The 19,064-nt window shown below is 61.7% G+C and carries 24 protein-coding genes; 7 read left to right on the top strand and 17 right to left on the bottom strand.

Annotated features, from left to right (window positions below):
* Positions 1-114: 114 nt before the first annotated feature.
* The 5 genes from HLH45_RS01830 to HLH45_RS01810 form a co-directional block, all read right to left on the bottom strand.
* The gene (locus HLH45_RS01830; RefSeq protein WP_008572736.1) at positions 115-789 is read right to left on the bottom strand and encodes a hypothetical protein; all 675 of its coding nucleotides are present in this window, start codon (positions 787-789) and stop codon (positions 115-117) included.
* A gap of 3 nt (positions 790-792) precedes the next feature.
* Positions 793-1,086, bottom strand: a complete 294-nt coding sequence (locus HLH45_RS01825) for a hypothetical protein (RefSeq protein ID WP_008572734.1) — start codon at positions 1,084-1,086, stop codon at positions 793-795.
* 77 nt (positions 1,087-1,163) lie between these two features.
* Positions 1,164-2,963 (bottom strand): hypothetical protein, encoded by a 1,800-nt coding sequence (locus tag HLH45_RS01820; protein ID WP_008572732.1) that lies wholly within the window; start codon positions 2,961-2,963, stop codon positions 1,164-1,166.
* 12 nt (positions 2,964-2,975) lie between these two features.
* The gene (locus tag HLH45_RS01815) at positions 2,976-3,521 is read right to left on the bottom strand and encodes a phage tail protein I (RefSeq protein ID WP_033478665.1); all 546 of its coding nucleotides are present in this window, start codon (positions 3,519-3,521) and stop codon (positions 2,976-2,978) included.
* The gene (locus HLH45_RS01810; protein WP_008572729.1) at positions 3,514-4,404 is read right to left on the bottom strand and encodes a baseplate assembly protein; all 891 of its coding nucleotides are present in this window, start codon (positions 4,402-4,404) and stop codon (positions 3,514-3,516) included. Before HLH45_RS01810 ends, HLH45_RS01815 begins: the two co-directional genes overlap by 8 nt.
* A gap of 417 nt (positions 4,405-4,821) precedes the next feature.
* On the opposite strand from HLH45_RS01810, the gene avrXv4 reads away from it, so the two are divergent.
* Entirely contained in the window at positions 4,822-5,901 is a 1,080-nt protein-coding gene (gene avrXv4, locus HLH45_RS01805; RefSeq protein ID WP_008572727.1) for a type III secretion system YopJ family effector AvrXv4, read from the top strand.
* A 7-nt stretch (positions 5,902-5,908) separates the two neighbouring features.
* On the opposite strand, the gene HLH45_RS01800 is transcribed toward avrXv4, so the two are convergent.
* The 11 genes from HLH45_RS01800 to HLH45_RS01750 all read right to left on the bottom strand — a co-directional run bounded on the left by HLH45_RS01800 (position 5,909) and on the right by HLH45_RS01750 (position 11,923).
* Positions 5,909-6,358, bottom strand: coding sequence for a phage virion morphogenesis protein (locus HLH45_RS01800; RefSeq protein ID WP_008572725.1), 450 nt, complete (start codon positions 6,356-6,358; stop codon positions 5,909-5,911).
* Complete coding sequence (locus HLH45_RS01795; protein ID WP_008572723.1) at positions 6,346-6,765, bottom strand: phage tail protein; 420 nt, start codon at positions 6,763-6,765, stop codon at positions 6,346-6,348. Before HLH45_RS01795 ends, HLH45_RS01800 begins: the two co-directional genes overlap by 13 nt.
* Positions 6,762-7,250 (bottom strand): hypothetical protein, encoded by a 489-nt coding sequence (locus tag HLH45_RS01790; protein WP_008572722.1) that lies wholly within the window; start codon positions 7,248-7,250, stop codon positions 6,762-6,764. The genes HLH45_RS01795 and HLH45_RS01790 overlap by 4 nt, the downstream gene beginning before the upstream one ends.
* A complete protein-coding gene (locus tag HLH45_RS01785) occupies positions 7,250-7,888 on the bottom strand; it encodes a glycoside hydrolase family 19 protein (protein WP_008572719.1) in 639 nt (212 codons plus the stop codon). The genes HLH45_RS01790 and HLH45_RS01785 overlap by 1 nt, the downstream gene beginning before the upstream one ends.
* The gene (locus HLH45_RS01780; RefSeq protein WP_008572717.1) at positions 7,888-8,163 is read right to left on the bottom strand and encodes a phage holin family protein; all 276 of its coding nucleotides are present in this window, start codon (positions 8,161-8,163) and stop codon (positions 7,888-7,890) included. The genes HLH45_RS01785 and HLH45_RS01780 overlap by 1 nt, the downstream gene beginning before the upstream one ends.
* Positions 8,156-8,512 (bottom strand): phage holin family protein, encoded by a 357-nt coding sequence (locus HLH45_RS01775; RefSeq protein WP_005929454.1) that lies wholly within the window; start codon positions 8,510-8,512, stop codon positions 8,156-8,158. Before HLH45_RS01775 ends, HLH45_RS01780 begins: the two co-directional genes overlap by 8 nt.
* Before the next feature lie 4 nt (positions 8,513-8,516).
* Positions 8,517-8,726 (bottom strand): tail protein X, encoded by a 210-nt coding sequence (locus HLH45_RS01770; protein WP_008572714.1) that lies wholly within the window; start codon positions 8,724-8,726, stop codon positions 8,517-8,519.
* Entirely contained in the window at positions 8,726-9,193 is a 468-nt protein-coding gene (locus tag HLH45_RS01765) for a head completion/stabilization protein (RefSeq protein WP_008572712.1), read from the bottom strand. Before HLH45_RS01765 ends, HLH45_RS01770 begins: the two co-directional genes overlap by 1 nt.
* Before the next feature lie 98 nt (positions 9,194-9,291).
* A complete protein-coding gene (gpM, locus tag HLH45_RS01760; protein ID WP_008572710.1) occupies positions 9,292-10,011 on the bottom strand; it encodes a phage terminase small subunit in 720 nt (239 codons plus the stop codon).
* A 3-nt stretch (positions 10,012-10,014) separates the two neighbouring features.
* Complete coding sequence (locus HLH45_RS01755) at positions 10,015-11,034, bottom strand: phage major capsid protein, P2 family (protein WP_008572708.1); 1,020 nt, start codon at positions 11,032-11,034, stop codon at positions 10,015-10,017.
* A gap of 46 nt (positions 11,035-11,080) precedes the next feature.
* The gene (locus HLH45_RS01750) at positions 11,081-11,923 is read right to left on the bottom strand and encodes a GPO family capsid scaffolding protein (RefSeq protein ID WP_008572705.1); all 843 of its coding nucleotides are present in this window, start codon (positions 11,921-11,923) and stop codon (positions 11,081-11,083) included.
* Positions 11,924-12,065: 142 nt separating this feature from the next.
* Between HLH45_RS01750 and HLH45_RS01745 the strand changes: the two genes are divergently transcribed.
* The 4 genes from HLH45_RS01745 to HLH45_RS01730 are packed head-to-tail and all read left to right on the top strand — an operon-like array spanning position 12,066 to position 15,741.
* Entirely contained in the window at positions 12,066-13,829 is a 1,764-nt protein-coding gene (locus tag HLH45_RS01745; protein ID WP_008572703.1) for a terminase ATPase subunit family protein, read from the top strand.
* Complete coding sequence (locus HLH45_RS01740) at positions 13,829-14,851, top strand: phage portal protein (RefSeq protein ID WP_008572701.1); 1,023 nt, start codon at positions 13,829-13,831, stop codon at positions 14,849-14,851. The genes HLH45_RS01745 and HLH45_RS01740 overlap by 1 nt, the downstream gene beginning before the upstream one ends.
* A 25-nt stretch (positions 14,852-14,876) precedes the next feature.
* Positions 14,877-15,122 (top strand): Com family DNA-binding transcriptional regulator, encoded by a 246-nt coding sequence (locus tag HLH45_RS01735; protein ID WP_043908800.1) that lies wholly within the window; start codon positions 14,877-14,879, stop codon positions 15,120-15,122.
* A complete protein-coding gene (locus tag HLH45_RS01730) occupies positions 15,040-15,741 on the top strand; it encodes a DNA-methyltransferase (protein WP_046932103.1) in 702 nt (233 codons plus the stop codon). Before HLH45_RS01735 ends, HLH45_RS01730 begins: the two co-directional genes overlap by 83 nt.
* A gap of 135 nt (positions 15,742-15,876) precedes the next feature.
* On the opposite strand, the gene HLH45_RS01725 is transcribed toward HLH45_RS01730, so the two are convergent.
* Positions 15,877-17,511 carry a hypothetical protein gene (locus tag HLH45_RS01725; RefSeq protein ID WP_126952648.1) on the bottom strand — a complete coding sequence of 545 codons (1,635 nt, stop codon included), beginning with the start codon at positions 17,509-17,511 and terminating at the stop codon, positions 15,877-15,879.
* An 884-nt stretch (positions 17,512-18,395) separates the two neighbouring features.
* Between HLH45_RS01725 and HLH45_RS01720 the strand changes: the two genes are divergently transcribed.
* Together HLH45_RS01720 and HLH45_RS21610 are read left to right on the top strand one after the other, a co-directional pair.
* A complete protein-coding gene (locus tag HLH45_RS01720; RefSeq protein WP_008577619.1) occupies positions 18,396-18,563 on the top strand; it encodes a hypothetical protein in 168 nt (55 codons plus the stop codon).
* The gene (locus HLH45_RS21610) at positions 18,560-18,904 is read left to right on the top strand and encodes a hypothetical protein (protein WP_046934643.1); all 345 of its coding nucleotides are present in this window, start codon (positions 18,560-18,562) and stop codon (positions 18,902-18,904) included. Before HLH45_RS01720 ends, HLH45_RS21610 begins: the two co-directional genes overlap by 4 nt.
* The last annotated feature ends 160 nt before the right edge of the window (positions 18,905-19,064 follow it).

Genomic DNA, 19,064 nt, shown 5'->3' with positions numbered 1-19,064 from the left:
GCGCACTTGCATTGATGCGTATAACGGTTGGCTACACGGAGCGCAGTCGGGTGTATCCAATCGAGCGAAGATGACGTCCGGCGCTATACGAACCAGTATGCGCTGGACCAAGCGTCAGGCGAAGCCAACTGCTTCAGCGACGAGCGAAATGGCAGTGGTAGAGACATAGCCAGTGGCATTGTTGCGGATCCGAATCGTCAGCTTGCCTTCCCCATAGCACTCGTTGCCCGATCCCGAGAGCGCTGTGGATGTGATGCTGCAGCCATAGTCGCCGGTCATCGGCGAATAATTCGCAGCCGAGTTGGACGATGTCCCGTTGCGATTGCCGCGCAGCCATGAAACGGAAAAATCCAGCTGCACAGAATAGTTACTCGCCGGCTGACCGTTGGGCAGCCACGTTCCGGAAGTTGGCGAGCCGCTCACCCCTTTCCCGGAGAGGCCGAGCGCCCAGGTTCCATTGGCCCGAATCGAGAACGAAACGCTTGCCGTCTGGCTGCCGCCCTCGGAAGTGGCTGCTTGGCTGCCAGCGTAGTAGTGCACGCCGTTGTTGGAGAGCGAATAGACGGCACTGCCTTTTTTTGCCCATCTGTTGCTGAGATCCGAGCCGGCATTGTCGCGGTAGCCGACGTCCGCCGCCCTGCTGCCAAACGCCAAGGGTGCATACCGCCGATGCAGATCATTGCCATCACTGGAACGATAGCCCGACACGCTGCCAATTTCGCCTTGCACGTAAAGGTCAAAGACGTCGTCGAAGTCGAGTCCTGCGCCCGTGCGGTACCCCGTCGCCATGAACTAGGCGACCGCCGGCGGCTGGGCTGCAGCAGCCTCGTTATGGAGGCGGTCATAGACGGCCTTCAGGTAGACGACGACGCCTGCAGCGCTGACATTTGACAGATCCTGGCCGGTTACAGGATCCGCAAGGCCGGCGGCGAACATGCGCGTCGCGATGGCATCTGAGGTTGTGGTGAGCGGCTCCCGGCCATCCAACATCTTGTTCACAGCGCCATCCAGCAGCAGAAACTCCATGCCCTGGAAGACTACGTTTGCCACGCCGGTCAGCGGGTCGTAGAAGAAATGGGACTCCACGGCGATGCGCTCAACGTCAACGCCTGGCGCAAGTGTGCGGATTCGAGAATTACTCTGCATGGGATCTACCTGTTGGGTCAGTGACTGGAGCGTAGGTCAGCGAGATCCGCCTGCAACTGTCGAACGGCAGTGGATAGTTGCTTGATGGCGTTGAAGGCGACGGGTAGCAGCTGGTCAATGTGCACTGCCGGGACCAGTTCGCCCTGAAAGCTCACGCCATGTGCATCCACTGTCTCGGGCATCACCTCCAGCAGCTGCTCTGCATCGAAAAATAGGCGCACGCGGCCATCCGGGTTGTACTGCTCCTTGTAGCGCCCCAGCAGCGTGGTGACCTGTTCCACCTCGGCCAAGCCGTAGGGCAATGCGCCGATGATGTTTTTCAGCTTGCGGGAAGAGCCGAAGTCAAACCCGCCAACGGCTGAAAGCGCGCCAGAAGTAGTCAGCCCCATGCGCTGCTGCAATGCGCCGTTGTAGGTCGCCATGCCGATACGAAGGTGACCGTTTTCGCTCCAAAAGCCGATGTTGTAGGCGCCGTCGATCAGTCCGAAGCCGCCACCGAAGCTGCCGGAGCTCAGATGGGCAAAGCTGTTGACTCCGTTGCCTGGACTGCTCACGGTCGCCTTCAGTAGTAGGCTTCCTGCGGTGTTCAGTACGGCCTCTGCCGCGCCGTTGAAAGCGCCGTTGGGTCGAAGATAGATACTTGTGCCACCCTCAGCCCCGAGGACGGTGACGTTGCTCTTGCTGATGAAATAGCCCGATGCGGAGCCAAAGCTATCGGCGTGCACGGACCCTCCGAACGAGCCTGCACCTGTGACGGCGAGCTGCGTGGTTTCGAGGTGGAGCGCGTTGGCGCCGGTCCGGATGCGACCTGCGACCCAGGAATTGTTCGCCGTGTTGACGAAATCCATGACAGGCGTGCCGTTGCCATAGTCACGCATGAGCACCCGGCCGGCGGTGGAGACGATCGCGTCGAATGCGCCTTGTGCACCGCCGCTCAGATTGATCCCCAAGCGCGGCACCGTGAGCTGCCCCGTCATGGCGTCGCCACTCTTCAGCACGTAATTGGCGTGCGAATGCTCGGCGGGGGTGAAGGTTTGCGGCTTGTTGCCGACCTGGTCCCACGACGGCCACTGGCTCGCGGTGGCGGGGATGCCGGTCAAGTTTTCCCACGCCCGGTAGTAGGCGCCATGCTGCCCGTCGAGCTTGTCGGCATCCAAGTTGTTGCCGGCACCTTCGTCCTTCAGGGCTGCGCCCTTCAGTTCGAGTGCGGTGCGCAGCAGCGCAGCGCTTGTCAGGCCGAGCAGTCCTCGAATGAACGCGGATGGAGCGCCGGCGCCCAGCCGAGCGTCCAAGATCTTCTTCGACAGCCATGCGGTGATGACACGGATTTTGTCGGTACCCTCAGCGGCTTCTTCTTCAGTCGCTAGCTCAACGATCCCAGCGACCTCAGTCGTGGCGGCCGGATCGGTGAAGTTGGTGCCGCCGAATGTGATTTGCTGTACGTCGATGTCAGCAAATACTGCATCGAGAGCGAGCAGCATCATGGCCGCGGCGGCCTTGCCCAGTAGAAGCGTCGGCTGGCTATAGACGGCGAACAGTGTGCCGTTTGACAGGTACAGGCCGAACCCGTAGCAGTCATAGACGGCATCGGACTCATCGCGGATGGACACGTGGATGGTGTCGTCGGCGGTAATGGTTCCGCCGACTGCAGCAACCCGTTTGATTTCGCCGGGTAGCGTGGTCAGGGCGGCCGAGGCGCTAAATGGCGCGTTCGCGATGCCAACATGGCTGATCAGCACCGGATTGGTACCGGTGTTGGGCGCATTGACCAGCGCGGCGCGGCCGGCGGTGGTGACTTGGAGCTTGAGACCGGGCATGTCGGTGTCCAGTTACTGGGCGTCCATCAGCAACCGTCGATAGACGGCTGGCCTCGCAACGGCGAGTACGCCGACGCGGGCTTCTGCTTGGAATCCCTGGGTGAAAGTGAAGTGGGAACGGACAGGCTTGGTGCGCTCGACTTCGGCAATGACCTCATTGACGAAGCGAGAGGTGGCGGTTTGGCCGTCGGTGCCGGTCAGCGTGAGCGTGAGCTCGAAGGTATGCGGCCGGCCGCGCGGCTCGGTTTGCCACCACTCGCGGATGGCCACCGCGCCGCCGAACGACTCGACGACCATCCGGACGCTGTTGGCCGTGCCCTTGCGCCGCTGGATCCCCATGGCGCTGCGCAGGCGAGAGCGTTTAATCGCATCGCTCCAGTCGGCCTTCCAGTCGTCCACCGATAGCGTCCATGCCAGCCACGGCAGGTGGCCGGCCGGGCACGTGTCCGGATTCCACAGATCCGGGTACGGCAGTGGGATCGCTTCCAGGCGATCAGTGACGGCGGCCAGGGCGCGCTCCATCGGAGTGGCATTGGGCGGCAGCGGGGAGTTACTCATCGATGCCGGCGTGCACGATGTCGATCGCGGTGCAGTAGGCGGCCTGCGTGCGACTGATCCTGATGTCGACTGCAGGCGATTCCAGCTCAACGCGCTGCACGCCGTCAGCAAATAGCTTGGCCTTGATGGCCGACTCGGGCACGTCGCGACCGATGCGGTGTGCCTCATCCAGATACGCCTGCAGGCTGCGCAGCGCTTCGCGCATGACCACCGCCGAGTCGGGGCCGGCGTAGGTGTAGACGCGCCCACGAATGGCATACGGGACGATCTGGGCGCTCTGGACAGCTACCTCGTCGGTCAACGGGCGCACGTCGGCATCGGTGAGGACGGCGGCCACTTCGTCGAGCAGCTTCTGCGGCGCCGTGCCATCGCCAGTGCGCGATTGCACAGTGACCAACACTTGACCAGGCGCAGGGCTGATCGCGCTGGCGTCCATGACATCCGCGGATGCGCTGAGTGCGTGGTAGATGTAGGCACCCTCGGGGCCGGCCACACTGAAGCCCTCGGGCGCCAGCTGGATGCGGCGTCGGAAGTCCACGTCCGACTCACGGGTCGGTGCAATGCCGTTCTCCGGCCGCCCTGGATCGAGCACCAGGCGCGCGACGCCAAACAAGGCGCCCAAGTGATCGAGGTTGTTGCCGGTGGCGAAGGCCAGCATCGTCTGTTGCGCCTTATCGTTGGCGCGCTGGCGGAGCAGTAGCTCGCGGGCTGCGAATAGCTGCAGGATCTTGTAGACCGGATCGGCTTCCGTGAGCGCGGAGAACTCTGGCAGCAGCTTGCGAAATTGGGTTAGCGCTTCCTCGAATATCGCTTCGAAGCTCAGTACCTCAATTAGATCTGGAGCTTGAAGTTTAGACAGGTCCACTGCAGTGAAAGAAGCCATGATGGCACCGATAGGAAACCCTTGTAGATTTCCCTGTCGATGCCTATAGGCCAACACATATGTCCTGTAGAGCGACGCGCTACAGGTTCTGCAGCACACATCGAGTCCGCTAGTCATGGGCCGATTTGATGCGGGTTCACGGAATAGGTGTATTTGACAGAATTCATCGTATATGACGATTTTCAGAGCTAATACATGCCGCCGTCCAGTTGTATTTACTTGATCTAGGTTGATCTTGTTCGCCCATGCAGTTTTTAAATATAAAAAACACAATGTGCTTAACCGAAAATCTCAAACACTTTATTGAAAACCTATTGAGGGTTGACGCTTCGCATATGTCAAATGGTTTTCGCTGGCAGCAATGCTTTCCAATTCTGGGTCAGGCATGCTTTAAATTCTTTTATACGGACTTGATCGATGAAAAACATATTTAGGTCACTTGGTCTCAAGTCAAGCAGAAGCAGTGCTCCGGAGCCAAGCTATCAAGCGCCATCATCTTCTGATAACTCTCCGCAATCATCGCCGGACCGGTCATCACCTGCTAGGCCTACGACCTTTTCAGGGTTGGCGAGTCGCCCGCGTCGTAAAGCTGAGTTACTAGCTAGCGAATTGCAGAAAGCGCAATCCTCCAGCGCCAATAATTCAAGCCTGCAGCAATATGCTAGGAATACATTGAATAACCTGGAGAATGGGATCCAGCCAACTCCTGGCGACACTATGATTGACATCGAAAATTTGCATGAGGTGGTTGCATCTTATCGCTACGAAGATTTAAATCTGCGCGCATTTAATTCTATAGAAAATTTCATCGATTCCCTTGAGGCCGGACGTAGTTCGCAAAGTCGGCAACGCGCTATCGTGCGCGATTACCCTAACGTCCACCACTTCGCAGTTGATGTTAAACATCATGAGAATGGGGCATCTACATTGATTGTTCTTGAGTCTGCATCAGCCGGGAACGAGATAGCCTTGCCAGGATATACAAAACTCGCATCCATGCTCCGGTCAAAGTTTGGCGGCAGTGCACGCATGGTGGTGATTGAGGCGGAGGCACAAAAATCCTTGAATGACTGTGTGATTTTTGCATTGGATTTTGCTTTGGCAGCATATCAGAAGCGTAATAGCGTATTCGAGGGGTGGCATGACAATTTGGCGAGTCACGGATCAATTGCCGACCAAGGCGAAAGACATAGAAAATATGGTCCGTTTGACTCCGGGCTATTTCGTAATCACGGGGTGTTTTTGATTAAGGGGTGGGGTGTGCTTCCACCTATATTTTACAAGCACTGTCAGTCTCGTGAAGTTCTTCAAGGAGTCGAGAAGAGACAGCCTGGGAGCTTGGATACAAATGTTAGTACGGGAGGAAATAGAGAGCAGGATGAGTCGCTTTCTGAGCGGATGGAAGCTTTTACAGACAGTCGTGGTTACCGGCCGAGAAATATTTCAATAGAAACCTCTCGCGCCACAAAAATTCGTCATGCGTTGAGTCGTAGCTAATAATCCCTTAAGTGACTAGACGATTAATTAGCATGTCACGAATAAGTGCATAATCACCCTCCGCCAGCCCTAGTAAGGTGCGTTTCTCATAGCTAACTTTAGGCCCGTCTGGCCGGATTTTCTCGGCCAGACCTTCTTGATGGACGCGTGCAATCCGCGAAACGCGCCCCAAGAAACCAACGCTCACCACGTTGGGACTGGCGCTGATCTTGAAGTGCTTCGCCTGCCGCAGCTTGACGAACATTTTCGCGCGTTTGACGCGCCCTGATTTCTGCCGCAGCTGCTGCTTGCGCGGGGCGTACTGCGAACCGTCAGGCGCCTGCTGTTTACCGATGCGCTGGCTTTGCGAACGCCGCAGTTCCGTTCCGATCTTGCGTGCCAGCGTGCGGCGTTCGCCCGGCTGCAGGCGGGCCAGCAACGGCGCGGCCCAGTTCTCCAGTGCGTTCAGCTCATCCATGTGGGATCGATCACCGGCTCGGGCGCATGGGTCATGTCGTAGCCGCCTCCATCCTTCGCTGTCACCACGACGCGCTCGGTCAGCGGCAACTTGATCGACAGATCCACGGCATCGTTGGCGAGGATGTCAGCCTCGAAAGCGATCTCGCCGCGTCGCGCGGGATTGGACAGCAGCTCAGACTGGTTGACCTGCACCCATTCCAGCAGCGGCAGCATCACGCTGTCGGGATGCCCGGCATAGTCGGTCAAGATCAGGTTGAGCGTGTATTGGTATTCGAACGACAGCCCCGGTTGGACTGTGCTGACCAGGCTGCCAGCGTCGATAAATACCAGCAGCCGGTCGGCGTCGCGTGCCAGATCCGGCAATGCCGCGACCAGATGCGCGCGCAGGCTGGCTGGCTTGATCATGGCGTCGGCTCCGGTGCGTGCAGGTCGATCCAGTCCTGCAGCGCGCTCAGCTGCGCGGCGGTGGCGTGGCAGCTGGTGTAGTTGTCGGCGACGGTGCCGGCGATGGCAGAGAGCGTAATACCGGCGGCCGGCGCATCAGGATCTCCGGCGGGCGGCCCGGCAGGGTTGCCCGTGGCGGCGGCGTCGTGCAGCCGCACAAAGCCAGCAGGGATAGCGCAAGCAGCGTCGGCTTTCTGGGTGACATAGATCGGGATCTCGCGGGTGATGGTGGCGCCGGCTTCGCGCACGATCTGCACGCGGTCGACGTACTGCGTCACGACGGTGGTGGAACCTCTAGCGCTGTCGCGTTCCGCTTCGGCCTGGCGCTTGGCCTGCAGCGCTGCATCGCGGTCTTGCTGCGCTGCACTGACGCGTTGCTCCTGCCACACGCAGCCGCCGACGAGCACTGCAATCAGCGCCAGCAGGATGATCAGGCGCGTAACCATCAGGGCACGCCGAGGATCTGCAGGGCGCGCTGCGTGCGCGTGACGCGATCGCTGTGGCCTTCGGGCAAGCGCTTGGCGCGCACGTTGCCCAGGTTGATCTTGCGGCCAAGGCCCAGCACGTCGCCCGTATCGGCCAGCCCGTTGAGGCCGTTGTCGTGCCAGTACGCCGCCGCACCCAGGGCACTCGGCTCGACCTGCAGCAGCAGATCCGGCTGATCTTCCACCGGCAGGCCGATCAGCTCACCGATGCGGCGATAGTTGCCCCGGAAGGTGTGCTGCATCGGTCCACGGCCCCGGTAGCGGTGCCCGTCGCCACTGGCGGCGTTGCCGTTGCCCAGGCGGTCGGCGTAGACGAAGTTGGCCAGCCCGACCGGATTGCGCAGGAATTGCGGCGCCTGCGCCGGGGTGATGCGTGCGCCGAACACTTCCAGCAGCCGGGCGCTGGTGGTGTAGGTCAGCCCTTCCTCCATGCGCGACAGGCTCAGGCTTTCGTGGCCGACCTGGCCGAGCCAGTGCGCGGCGCGGCGCTTGGTGGTGATGCCGAAGCGGTTGGCGGCGGCAAGCAGCGGGTTGTGCCAGCGCTGGGCGCGTTGCGGCGAGCACTGCATGATCGAGGCGAGCTGGGTATCGGTGAACATCAATCGACCTTCAGGATGCGCGCCACATTGCCCTGGGCGCGGTAGGTGAGCACCGCCAGCACGATCAACGTGCCCAGGTGCCAGAGACTGACTTGCGAGCCGGCGCCGGCCAGCAGGATGTGCAGTGCCTGCCCGCCAGTGCTGGCGATCAGTAACCACGCGCACCAGCACGCGCCGCGCCGATGGCGCGCATCGACCGGGCGGTGGTAGGTAAGCAGGCGGACGCAGATGGCGAGCGAGGCCATCAACGTCAGGACGGTGACCAGGCTATGCACTGGGCGGACCTCCACGACGTAGGAAGGAAAAGTCAAAGGACTTGCTCTTTTCGATCAGGCCCAGCGTCACCGTGATGGCGCACGCCGCGCTGGCGAAGGCGGCCACGCCACTGGACTTGATCGGCAACCAGCGCAGGATCTCCGGCGCCAGCTGGTAACCGGCGATCACGCTCACCGGGAAATAGATCAGCCGCGCCAGCAGCGGTTGCTTGGCGGCAGACACGACAAACAGCGCGCCGCCAGCAAACGCGCCGATCAGCGCATCGCCGTCGATGCCAGGCAGCACGGAGGCAAGGCCCACACCGGTGGCGATCAAAAAGCCGCTCGATACGGAAGTGGGTTCGGTCATCAGATCAGTCCCATAGCTGCACAAGCGGCGTCATTGCCGCTGTGGTGGTGGTTACCTCGGGCAACTCCACTGGCGTGCCATGCGGCAGCACGGCGCCCAGTTCGGCCAGGCCGGGATTGAGGAGATAGGTGCGCTCGACGAGGCCGGTCGTGCTGCCCAGGTGGCGCCAGCACAGCAGGTCGACGGTGTCGCCTTGCATGGCGTGCACGCGCATCAGATGAGCTCCACCGTGCTGCGCGGCAGGTTCTGCAGATCGCGCACGGCCCAGCGTTGGTCGCGGCGCAACTCGGTGATGCTCGGTGACAAGTCATCGGCGCGCTGGTTGGCGCTGTCGGTCGCGTCGAAGCTGCGATAACGCTCAGCCACCTCGACGGCGGTGGCACAGGCCACCGCACGCAGGTACAGCTGCAGGCGGCGCGAGATGCCATCCACTGTGGTGCTGGGCACATCGGCCAGCGATGCGTAGCCGGCGGTCTGCTGCGTCTGCGCCCAGGTCTGGAGCTCATCGTTGACCGCCAACATGGCGGCGACGATGGCCTGGCGCAGGCGCGCATCGGTGACGGTGCCATCCAGGCGCATGCTTGCCCGCACACTCGCCGGTGCGATCGCCGGCCAGAACGGCGCGTTGGCGATCGCATCGGGCGTGGCGCTGGTGGTGCCGGTGGCAGTGAATCCGCTCATGGATGGCTCGGAAGAGATCGCCGGTGGTCGGGGCGTCACCGCAGCGATGAAGTGCTGTGGATCAGCCCCGAGCCGGCGAGGGTTGCAGGGACGCTCGGTTATGCGCTGGTGCCCGCAGGCTCAGCGCTGAACTTCTTCAGGAGGCGCTCGGCGCGCTCCAGATCCTTCTTGCCGCCGCAGCTGCCGTGCAGTGCGATGGCGCGCTGCAGGTCGGCCACAGCGGCAGCGGCGATCGGCTGCGCCTGGTCGGCGGGCGTTTCGTCGGTGATGCCCGCCAGCGATGCGCGGGCCAGCGCCAGGTGCAGCTTGGCGCGCACCTCGTCGGGCATGTCCTGCTCGGCGGTCAGCGTGGCGGTGTCGGCCAGGACGGCCGCATCGAACGGCTGGCCTGTCTTCTGCGCCAACAACGCGGCTTCGGCAATTTCCTCGGCCAGCACGCAGCCCACCGTGCGGGTGAAGCGGTCCGGCATCTGCAGCTGGTGCTTGAGCACATAGGCGCCCAGCTCCAGCGCGCCGGCATAGTCGCCGGCATCAATGCGCCACACCATGCACGTGGTAACGATCTCGTCCTGCGCGCCCTGACCGCCGGCAAGCACGCCGGCCAGGTACGGCACATAGGCGGGCAACAGCTGCACCTTCAGCGCGGCCTTGCCCTGGTCGGACTGGATCTGCTTCAGGCGCAGGCGATCGCTCTGCAGCTGCGCCATGTGCTGCTCGTAGGCGGTGGCACCGGCCATGAGCTGGTGCGGAGCACGCTGCGCCGCTTCCAGCTCGGCCAGCACGCGGCTGTGGTGACGCTTGGCGGGACTGTCGGCCATGGCTTAGGCCTCGATCTTGATGTGCTCGACCACGCAGCCCAGGCCGTAGTCCTCGACCACGTAGGCATCGTTGGAGGACTCGTAGTTCTCGATGCGATCGCGTGCGGGCACTTCCTGGATGTAACGACGACGGCCGCCGGTCTGGTAGTAGATCGACAGGTTGGCCAGCGAGGTGACCATCAAGGCGCCGTCCGGCAGGTACGGCACCTCGGCCACCTGCAGGCCGCCGACGCGGCGCTGGCTCAGGATCAGGTCGGTGGCGATCTTCTCGCTGGCCGGCTGGTCTTTGTTGACCATCGGGAAATACTTGTCGTGCATCAGGTCGCGGCCGAGCACCACGACCAGGCTCGGATCCTTACGGTGCCACGGATCCAGCAGGTTGCTCACGACGTCGTACACCAGCGCGTCGAGGTTGCGGTAATCGGTAGCGTCCTTATCGGCGCCGATGAGCACCTTGCCTGCCGTCTTGCCGCTTGCGAGCACGCGCTGGGCGGCGTTGGTGCGGTACTGCTGCAACCAACCGATGTTGACGTCTTCCAGCAGCGGAAACGCGGCGCGATCGGTGTCGGCGGCCGCATGCGTGCCGTTGAAACCGATCTGCAGACGGTCCAGCGCCTGGCGCTTGACGATGGCATCGCGCAGGCGTGCCTGGAAGTCCGGGAACTTGGCCCAGGAATCGAGCAGCGCATACGGGATGGCGGTGTCGAAGTCGGTCTTCTTGGCGAGGTACTCGTTCTTGTCGAGTGCGGCGACGTTGCGCGGGGTGCGGGTCTTGCCGGCGCCGGTATCGGTGCGGCTGGCGATGCTGCCGGTGACGCCGATGCCCACCTTCTGGCCGGACAATTCGTCCACCGGGACGATGTTGACCTTGGACAGGAACTCGCTCGATTCCTGCATGCGCGATTCCAGCTTCTGCTGCACGGTCGGATCGACAGCGAAGGAGTGGAATGGCGAGGCGACGCCGTTGAGCTTGGCGATCTGCTCGGCGAATTGGTTGAACTGCAGGCGGGTGGCGTTTTGCATGGTGGCTCCGAAGGATGTGGCGCTGCGGCTTTTGTGTGGTGTGGGATCAGCAGTCGGTCAGCACGGCCGCGCCGCCGCCGGTGACCACCGGGCGTGCGGGCTGTGCTGGGTCAGGCTGCTGTGAGAGCGAGGCGCGCAGCTGCGCCAGGTCGTCCGCCAGCTGCGCGTGCTTGGTCGCCTGCTCGATGTGTTCGGCCTGCAGGCGGTCGAAGCGTTCGTCCTGGCCGCGCACGTGCTCGGCAATTTCTTCGATGCCTTCGCCGAGGTCTGCAAACTGCGCGGCGGTGATGCCGGTGGCATCCTCGCTCTTGAGCGCGGTGCGGATCCGGCTGAGCAGACCGGCGACCGGGCCTTCGCTGACTTCGCTGAATTCCAGCGCGGTTTCTTCGGCGACGGTGAACAGGTTGCCCGGTGACTGCTTGCGATCGGCCAGCGGATTAGCATCGGGGTGCTGGCTGGCGAAGCTGAGCATGGAGGTGCCCAGGCTCGCCGGTGAATCGGTCACGGCCAGGCCGACCAGATACGCCTTGCCGGTGTTGGCGAACTTCTCTTGCACCTCGATGCTGGTGTAGAGCTTCTGCTTGGACTTGTTGATGGTGATCAGATCGGCAGTTGGCTCGATCTGTGCAAACAGCGCCAGGCGCTTGCTGCCGTCGATCTCGACCTCTTCGGCCTTCACTGCAGTGACATCGCCATACGCACGGAATGGCGAGTCCGGCAGTAGGCTGCGCATATGCTCGATCCAGATGCGGGCGTTGTAGGTCTCGCGGTTGTAGGTGGCGGCCATGTCGTCGATCCAGCTGCGCTGAATCGTGCGGCCATCGGTGGTGGCGCCTTCGACGGCCACGCGGAACCAGTTGGAACGGAACTTCTTGGTCTTGCCCGACATGGGTGTCCTCTGCGCTGGATGCGTTTGCGATGACCCATGGTCAAACGCGACGCATAGCGCAGCAACGAAAACACCATGTAAACCAGGCGATTACGCGTTGCTCAACTGTCGGGATTAAGAGGTGTGCTGCACCCTGATCGGCATGCAAAGCGTTGCCACCCAGCTCCCGATGGACACCCGCAGACAGGCCAAATTCCTGTACTGGATGGGCTGGCGCGTGACCGAAATTGCGCAGGCCATCGGCGAGAACGAGAAGACTGTACACAGCTGGAAGTCGCGTGACGAGTGGGATCGCGCAGACAACGTTGAGCGCATCGGTGGCGCGCTCGAAGCGCGCCTGGTCGTGCTGATCATGAAGCCGGAAAAGTCCGGGGGCGACTTCAAGGAAATCGATCTGCTGCACCGGCAGCTGGAGCGCCAGGCGCGCATCCAGCGCTATCAAGGCGGGGGCAATGAGACCGACCTGAATCCGGCTGTTGCCAACCGCAATGCCGCGCCGAAGAAGAAGCCCAAGCGCAACGACTTCACCGAAGAACAGGTCGAGCAGCTAACCACCGCGTTCGTCGACGGCTGCTTCGACTATCAGCGCGATTGGTATCGGGCCGGCAACGAGCGCACCCGCATCATCCTCAAGTCACGCCAGATCGGCGCCACGTTCTACTTCGCCCGCGAGGCGCTGATCGATGCGCTCACCACCGGGCGCAACCAGATCTTCCTCAGTGCGTCCAAGGCGCAGGCGCATCTGTTCCGCGGCTACATGCAGCAGTTTGTGCGCGAGACGATCGACGAGACGCTTTCCGGCGGGGACAGCATCGTCTTTCCCAACGGCGCCGAGCTGTTCTTCCTGGGCACCAATGCGCGCACCGCCCAGGGCTACCACGGCAATTTCTACTTCGACGAGTTCTTCTGGACCTACGGGTTCAACGAGTTGAACAAGGTCGCCAGCGGCATGGCGATGCACAAAAAGTGGCGCAAGACCTACTTCAGCACGCCGTCGAGCATGGCCCACGAGGCCTATACATTCTGGACCGGCGAGCGCCGCAACAAGGGCAAGCCGGCCGCGCAGCGCATCCAGATCGATGTGTCGCATGACGCGCTGGCCGGCGGGCGCCGCTGCCAGGACCGCGCCTGGCGGCAGATCGTAAACATCCTCGACGCCCAGCGCCGTGGCTGTGACCTGTTCGACATCGACGAGCTGCGCGAGGAATACAGCCCGGACGCGTTCGCCAACCTGCTGATGTGCGACTTCGTCGACGACGGCGCCAGCATCTTCCCGCTGGCGATGCTGCAGCCGTGCATGGTCGACAGCTGGGTGGAGTGGGGCCAGGAATACAAACCGTTCGCCGCCCGCCCCTACGGCGATCGCGCCGTGTGGATCGGCTACGACCCAGCTGAAACCGGTGACACTGCTGGCCTGGTCGTGCTGGCGCCACCGCAGCAACCTGGCGGCAAGTTCCGGCTGCTGGAGCGCATCCAGTTCCGGGGCATGGACTTTGCCAAGCAGGCCGCCGAGATCGAGCGCATCACGCGCCGCTATTGGGTGACCTACATCGGCATCGACACCACCGGCATGGGCAGCGGCGTGGCGCAGCTGGTGAAGCAGTTCTTCCCGAATCTGGTCACCTTCAGCTACTCGCCGGAGGTCAAGACGCGCCTGGTGCTCAAGGCGTTCGATGTGATCCACAACGAGCGGCTGGAGTTCGACGCCGGCTGGACCGATGTGGCGCAGTCGTTGATGGCCATCCGCAAGACCATGACGGCCAGCGGCCGGCAATCCACCTTCACCGCCGGCCGCTCGGAAGAGACCGGCCACGCGGATCTGGCGTGGGCACTGTTCCACGCGCTGCAGAACGAACCGCTGGAAGGGCGCACCGCGCGCAATTCCGGCTTCATGGAGATCTCTTGATGTTGACCGACCAGCTGCCCGCGACCGCGCCTGCAGCGCCAGCCGTGCCCGCACGCACCGAGGCGTTCACCTTTGGTGACCCGACGCCGGTGCTCGATGGGCGCGGCGTGCTGGACTATCTGGAGTGCTGGCAGAACGGGCGCTGGTACGAGCCGCCAGTTGCCCTGGATGGCCTGTCCAAGACGACACGCAGCAACCCGTTCCTGCAGTCCGGGCTGATCTTCAAGCGCAACATGCTGGCGCGCACCTTCAAGCCGCACCGGCTGCTGACGCGCGAAGCCTTCGAGCAGCTGTCGCTGGACTGGATCACGCTGGGCAATGGCTACCTTGAGCGGCGCCGCAACCGCATGGGCGGTGCGCTGTCGCTGGCTGCGCCGTTGTCCAAGTACATGCGGCGCGGCATCACCGAGGGCGAGTACTTCCAAGTGCGCACCTGGCACGACGAGCACGTGTTCGAACCGGGCAGCGTCTTCCAGCTGCGCGAAGCCGATGTCGATCAGGAACTCTACGGCCTGCCCGAATGGATGCCGGCGATGCAGTCGGCGCTGCTCAACGAGTCGGCCACGCTGTTCCGCCGCAAGTATTACAACAACGGCTCGCACGCCGGTTTCATCCTGTACCTGACCGACCCCCAGCAGAGCCAGGAAGACGTGGATGCGTTGCGCACCGCCATGAAGGGCGCCAAGGGGCCGGGCAACTTCCGCAACCTCTTCCTGTACTCGCCAGGCGGCAACAAGGACGGTCTGAAGCTGATTCCGGTCAGCGAAGTGGCGGCCAAGGATGAGTTCAGCGGTATCAAGGGCATTACCCGCGACGACATGCTGGCCGCGCTGCGCATCCCGCCGCAGCTCATGGGCATCGTGCCGCAGAACGCTGGCGGCTTCGGGTCCATCCGCGAGGCCGCTGCCGTGTGGGCCGCCAACGAGCTGGAACCGCTGCAGGCGCGCATGCTGAAGATCAACGACTGGGTGGGCGATGAGGTGATCGCCTTCTCCCCCTACGCGCCGCCAGCGGCCGCGTAATCCTTTCCCACTGCAAGACCACGCAATGCTCAAGAACCTCCGTTGTGGCGAATGCGCTCGCCTGCTTTGCAAGGCCGGCGCCTTTGACGAAATCCAGATCAAGTGCCCGCGCTGCGGCACTCTCAATCACCTGAAGGCCGAGAGCCTCACCTCTGATCGCCGCGAGCGAATCCAAGAAGGCTCTCACCATGAAAAACCAGCTCCTGCAGGGCGACGCCCTGACCATCCTGCCCACGCTCGAAGCCAATTCGTTCGACGCGCTGATCACTGACCCGCCTTACGCGAGTGGCGGCCTGACCGCCGCCGCCCGTGCCCGGCCGCCGTCGACGAAGTACTGCCGGGATGGTGGGCATGCCGACTTCGTTGGTGACGAGCGCGACCAGCGCTCTCACCTGAAATGGATGCACTTGTGGCTGTCCGAATGCGCGCGCGTGCTCAAGGACGGCGCGCCGGTGCTGCTGTTCACCGACTGGCGGCAGCTGCCGCTGACCACCGACGCGCTGCAGATCGCCGGCTTCACCTGGCGCGGCATCACCGTCTGGGACAAGACCGAGGGTGTTCGGCCGCAGTTGGGACGCTTCCGGAATCAGGCCGAATACATCGTGTGGGGCAGTAAAGGCAACATGCCGCTGGATCGGCGCGCGCCGGTGTTGCCCGGCGTGATCCGTGAGTCGGTGCGCAAAGCGGACAAGCACCATCTGACCGGCAAGCCTACGGAGCTGATGCGGCGGCTGGTGTCGATCTGTGAAGCAGGTGGCCAGATCCTCGACCCCTTTGCGGGCAGCGGCACGACTCTGGTGGCCGCAAAGCTGGAAGGCTATGGCTGGACCGGCGTTGAGATATCACCGCACTACGCCGAAGTGGTGCGGAACCGTTTTGCTTTACTCTAACTAATACCGGCGACAAGTCCGCCGCCGCCGGCATCACGTAGGTGCTGTCCTATCAAAAGTATGGTGCGGGTTGATCAGCGCTGAGATTTTGTTGCTGAGCTAGCGTTACGCTTCGGTTCTCTAATAGCTGATCACTTAAGCCTGAAGTGCCATGGATGGCCCATACTTCGTCGCATCGATCATCCTCAGCGATTGTCGAGCAGCGCTGTGCGCACCTATAAGTGTTTCGTCCAATACGACAGCCGACAGGAATGTAATGTCATTTGGTTCAGTGGAAGCCTCGGCAAGTTTACGAGCCCAATAAACCCGTGCTCTGGGCGCTTCTGTTGCATTTGTGAGGCCAGATTGCTCAATCGCTGACCATGCTTCGGCAACGGTGCCGAAGCCAGTTGCAACTTCTCGCACCGCCTCTGCTGCAGCGTCGGTTAGAGCTTTAGATGCATCGCCCTTAGAGCGTTCCACTGCCTCGGCAAGCTTTTCGGAATGTGAGGCAGCGCCAGCGATCCAGGCTTGGCAAGAAACCGCCAAGGTGTGCCGTGTCGGGAGCTGCCTGCCTTTCTCCAGGCAATCAATACCCTGCAGCACTTCGTCGTGGATGCGCCGCGCCAGCTGAGGACGACCAAAGGATGCTGCTCGTGTTAGTTGAGCCCGCAGCTGTCCGAGTTCAGTGACACGCCGCACGAGAAACCAGTATGGCCGAGGTGTACCAGGAGTGGTGTTGAGCGCAGCAACGACAAACGGCCATGCCTTGTGAGCAGTCAATTGCGCGCTGCCAAATGCTTCAGCCAAATCGTGTGGACCCATCGCAAATAGCGCCACCATTACCCGGTCAGGGGGCACATGCAAGAAGCCCTGACCCAAACGTCCGTTTGCGTTTGCTATGTCACCACCGATCTGCTCATGAACCCTCATGAACGCAGTGCGCAGGGCCTGAACTTCGATGGGTAGTGCCGAAGCTGACTGGGTGACGGTAACCGCTAACGCTTGGCCAGAACCTGACAAGCGGGTGAACCGGGCTGGATGTGCTGTCTGCAATGTAGTCATCAAGAGGCGAATATCACTTTCTTGGGGCACAACTGCCACGCGGTCCAACGCTTCTAGCCAGTCTGGTTGATTCGGCGGAACTTCTGGCAGCACGAGGAACAGCTGCCGTAACAACACGCCCTTCTGCGCTGTTGTCGTAGCGGAGGTAAACCGGGCAATCAATTCATCTAAGAGCAGGGTGGGCTCAGTTGGTGGCTCCGGCAGATCAGGCATCGATTTCAGATACGCGTTAATTCGTTGTGATTGGCCTAGCAAGCGGAGGAAATGATGAACCATGCGAATTGCAACCAGCGCAACACCGCGGCTTACCCCCAGACCTCCGTGTAGAGCTGCAGCACGTTGGCTAATCAAAAGGGTGAATGGTTCGAGAGCTAGGCGTAGTGCCTGGCGATGCTCTTCCGGTTGGTCAATACCAGTAGTCAGGAACGCCGCCCGCGCCACCGGTGGTGCCGTCAAAATATGACGAACGTCAGCCAACACCTGGCCGGCTGTTTTGTATCGATTCCCATCAGCGAATGCAGCCCCATCGCCGTCGATCTGTATCAGGATGGAGGAAATAGCCTGCTCAGCGGCGACACCTGCCAGGCCTATCAAGCCGGCAAAGCCTGCCTCCGAGGATTTCGACGAGTGGCGAACCGGCGTAGCTGCTGCTGTCATCGCGAGCGATAGATTATCCATGCTCGCTTCGAGCAGGCGCACCGTGCTTCGTGTCAACAACTGAGGCATAGGATCGTCCTTGAAGGTCGTGTCATGGTCGACCTGCCGAGACCATAGCGCAAGACCGCAGTGGTACCTCTGCCTTGTGGATGCCTTACTACGATTCGCTCAGGCTTCCCGGACACGAGTCCCAAGAGGTTGGCAGGCTGCGGGCGCTTGAGCTCCATCACTCCTGCACGAGCATTTTGCGGCGTCCTAAGTTGTCTCTCTTATAAGCGGTTGTGCGTCACGTCAAGCCGGAAGAGTACATCTGGCGCGCTGTGGCCACTTGGCACCCTCGCGCCCTCACAGGTTGCCTGCTCTGCCTCAGTCACGCGCAATCGTCGCCCCGCCACGCCTGCGGTCTTCATGCATGGTTTTCGCTGCACCCCCGCAGGGTGGGCCTAGGCCGCGCTGCTGTTACCGATCCGTGCGATTCAAGGAGGCCTCTCTTCCCTGCAGATCCCTGCGCGCCTGGGGGGCTTGGCGGGGGCGATCGGCTGCGATCCGTTGCTAGGCCTCCCAGCGCATTTCGGCAAATGACCATCGGAACCGGGTAATCGGTAATCCGGAGCCTGAAGCAAGGCCTAAGCAATTGATGTCAATGGGAATTTCTGGATTACCTTTTGGGGTGATTTAAGGTAATTAGGCTCCCATAGAAAAGTTATGTGATTGAAATTTAAGGATATTTTTTGGGAGCTTGATTACCTCCGCGAAAGGTAATCCCATTACCTCTCAATTACCCTTTAATTACCTTTGAAATTGATTCGTAAGTCATTGATGCATATGGATATATGTGTAATTTTTAGAGGTTGGTTACCTAAATTACCTCTCCCCGTTGGTCATCTGAAAAATTGAGATTGGGGCGCGCTAGAGTGGGTTGCCACCAACTCGCTAACGCCGGATCCCCCGCAATGGCACTGACTCGCGATGCCCTGCAGACTCACCTCGATCCCGTCCACGTTGCCGGCGGGAAGCATTGGTGGCTGGTAGACCAGGCCGTAGCCATGCTCAAGCGCGGCCGCCGGTTGGCCAACAAGCAAGATAGCCAGCGGCACACCTTCTATATGGATGCCGTATGAGCGTGATCGATACCGGCGATGAGCCTGTTCTGCCGTCTGGCTTCCGGTGGGAGAAGGCTTCCCAGCATGAAGAGGGACCGCCCACCGCTCTCACGCTCGACGGCGTAGAAATAGCCCGAATGATGGATAAGGTCGCGGGAGGCTGGTTTGTACTGCTGGAACGTCAGCGACCGAGCCCGCCAGGCGAGCCGTTTGCGCCGCTGGTTACGCGAGACTGCAGCAGCTTTGAGCAGGGGCGGCGTGGCACAGCCATGTGGGCGACTCGCCACGAGGTCAGGATTCGAAGCGAAGTGGCCGCACGAATCGCCGCGAACCCGCGCCATCTAGGTGCAGGTCGGTGATCGCAGCGATCGGGAAAATTGGCCGTAGGCCCAAGCCCGCATAAGGTCTCCGGCGCTGGTGGCCGGGAAAAATAAGCAGCGTAAGTTGCTGATTCGCAAGCTCAATAGCGCTAACTCATAATCCTTTGGTTCCAGGTTCGAATCCTGGTGGGCCCACCAA

Source organism: Xanthomonas euvesicatoria, assembly GCF_013112235.1.
GTDB classification, from domain to species: Bacteria; Pseudomonadota; Gammaproteobacteria; order Xanthomonadales; family Xanthomonadaceae; genus Xanthomonas; species Xanthomonas euvesicatoria.
The sequence above is the reverse complement of the archived record's forward strand: the minus strand, read 5'-3'. Positions and strand labels throughout refer to the sequence as shown.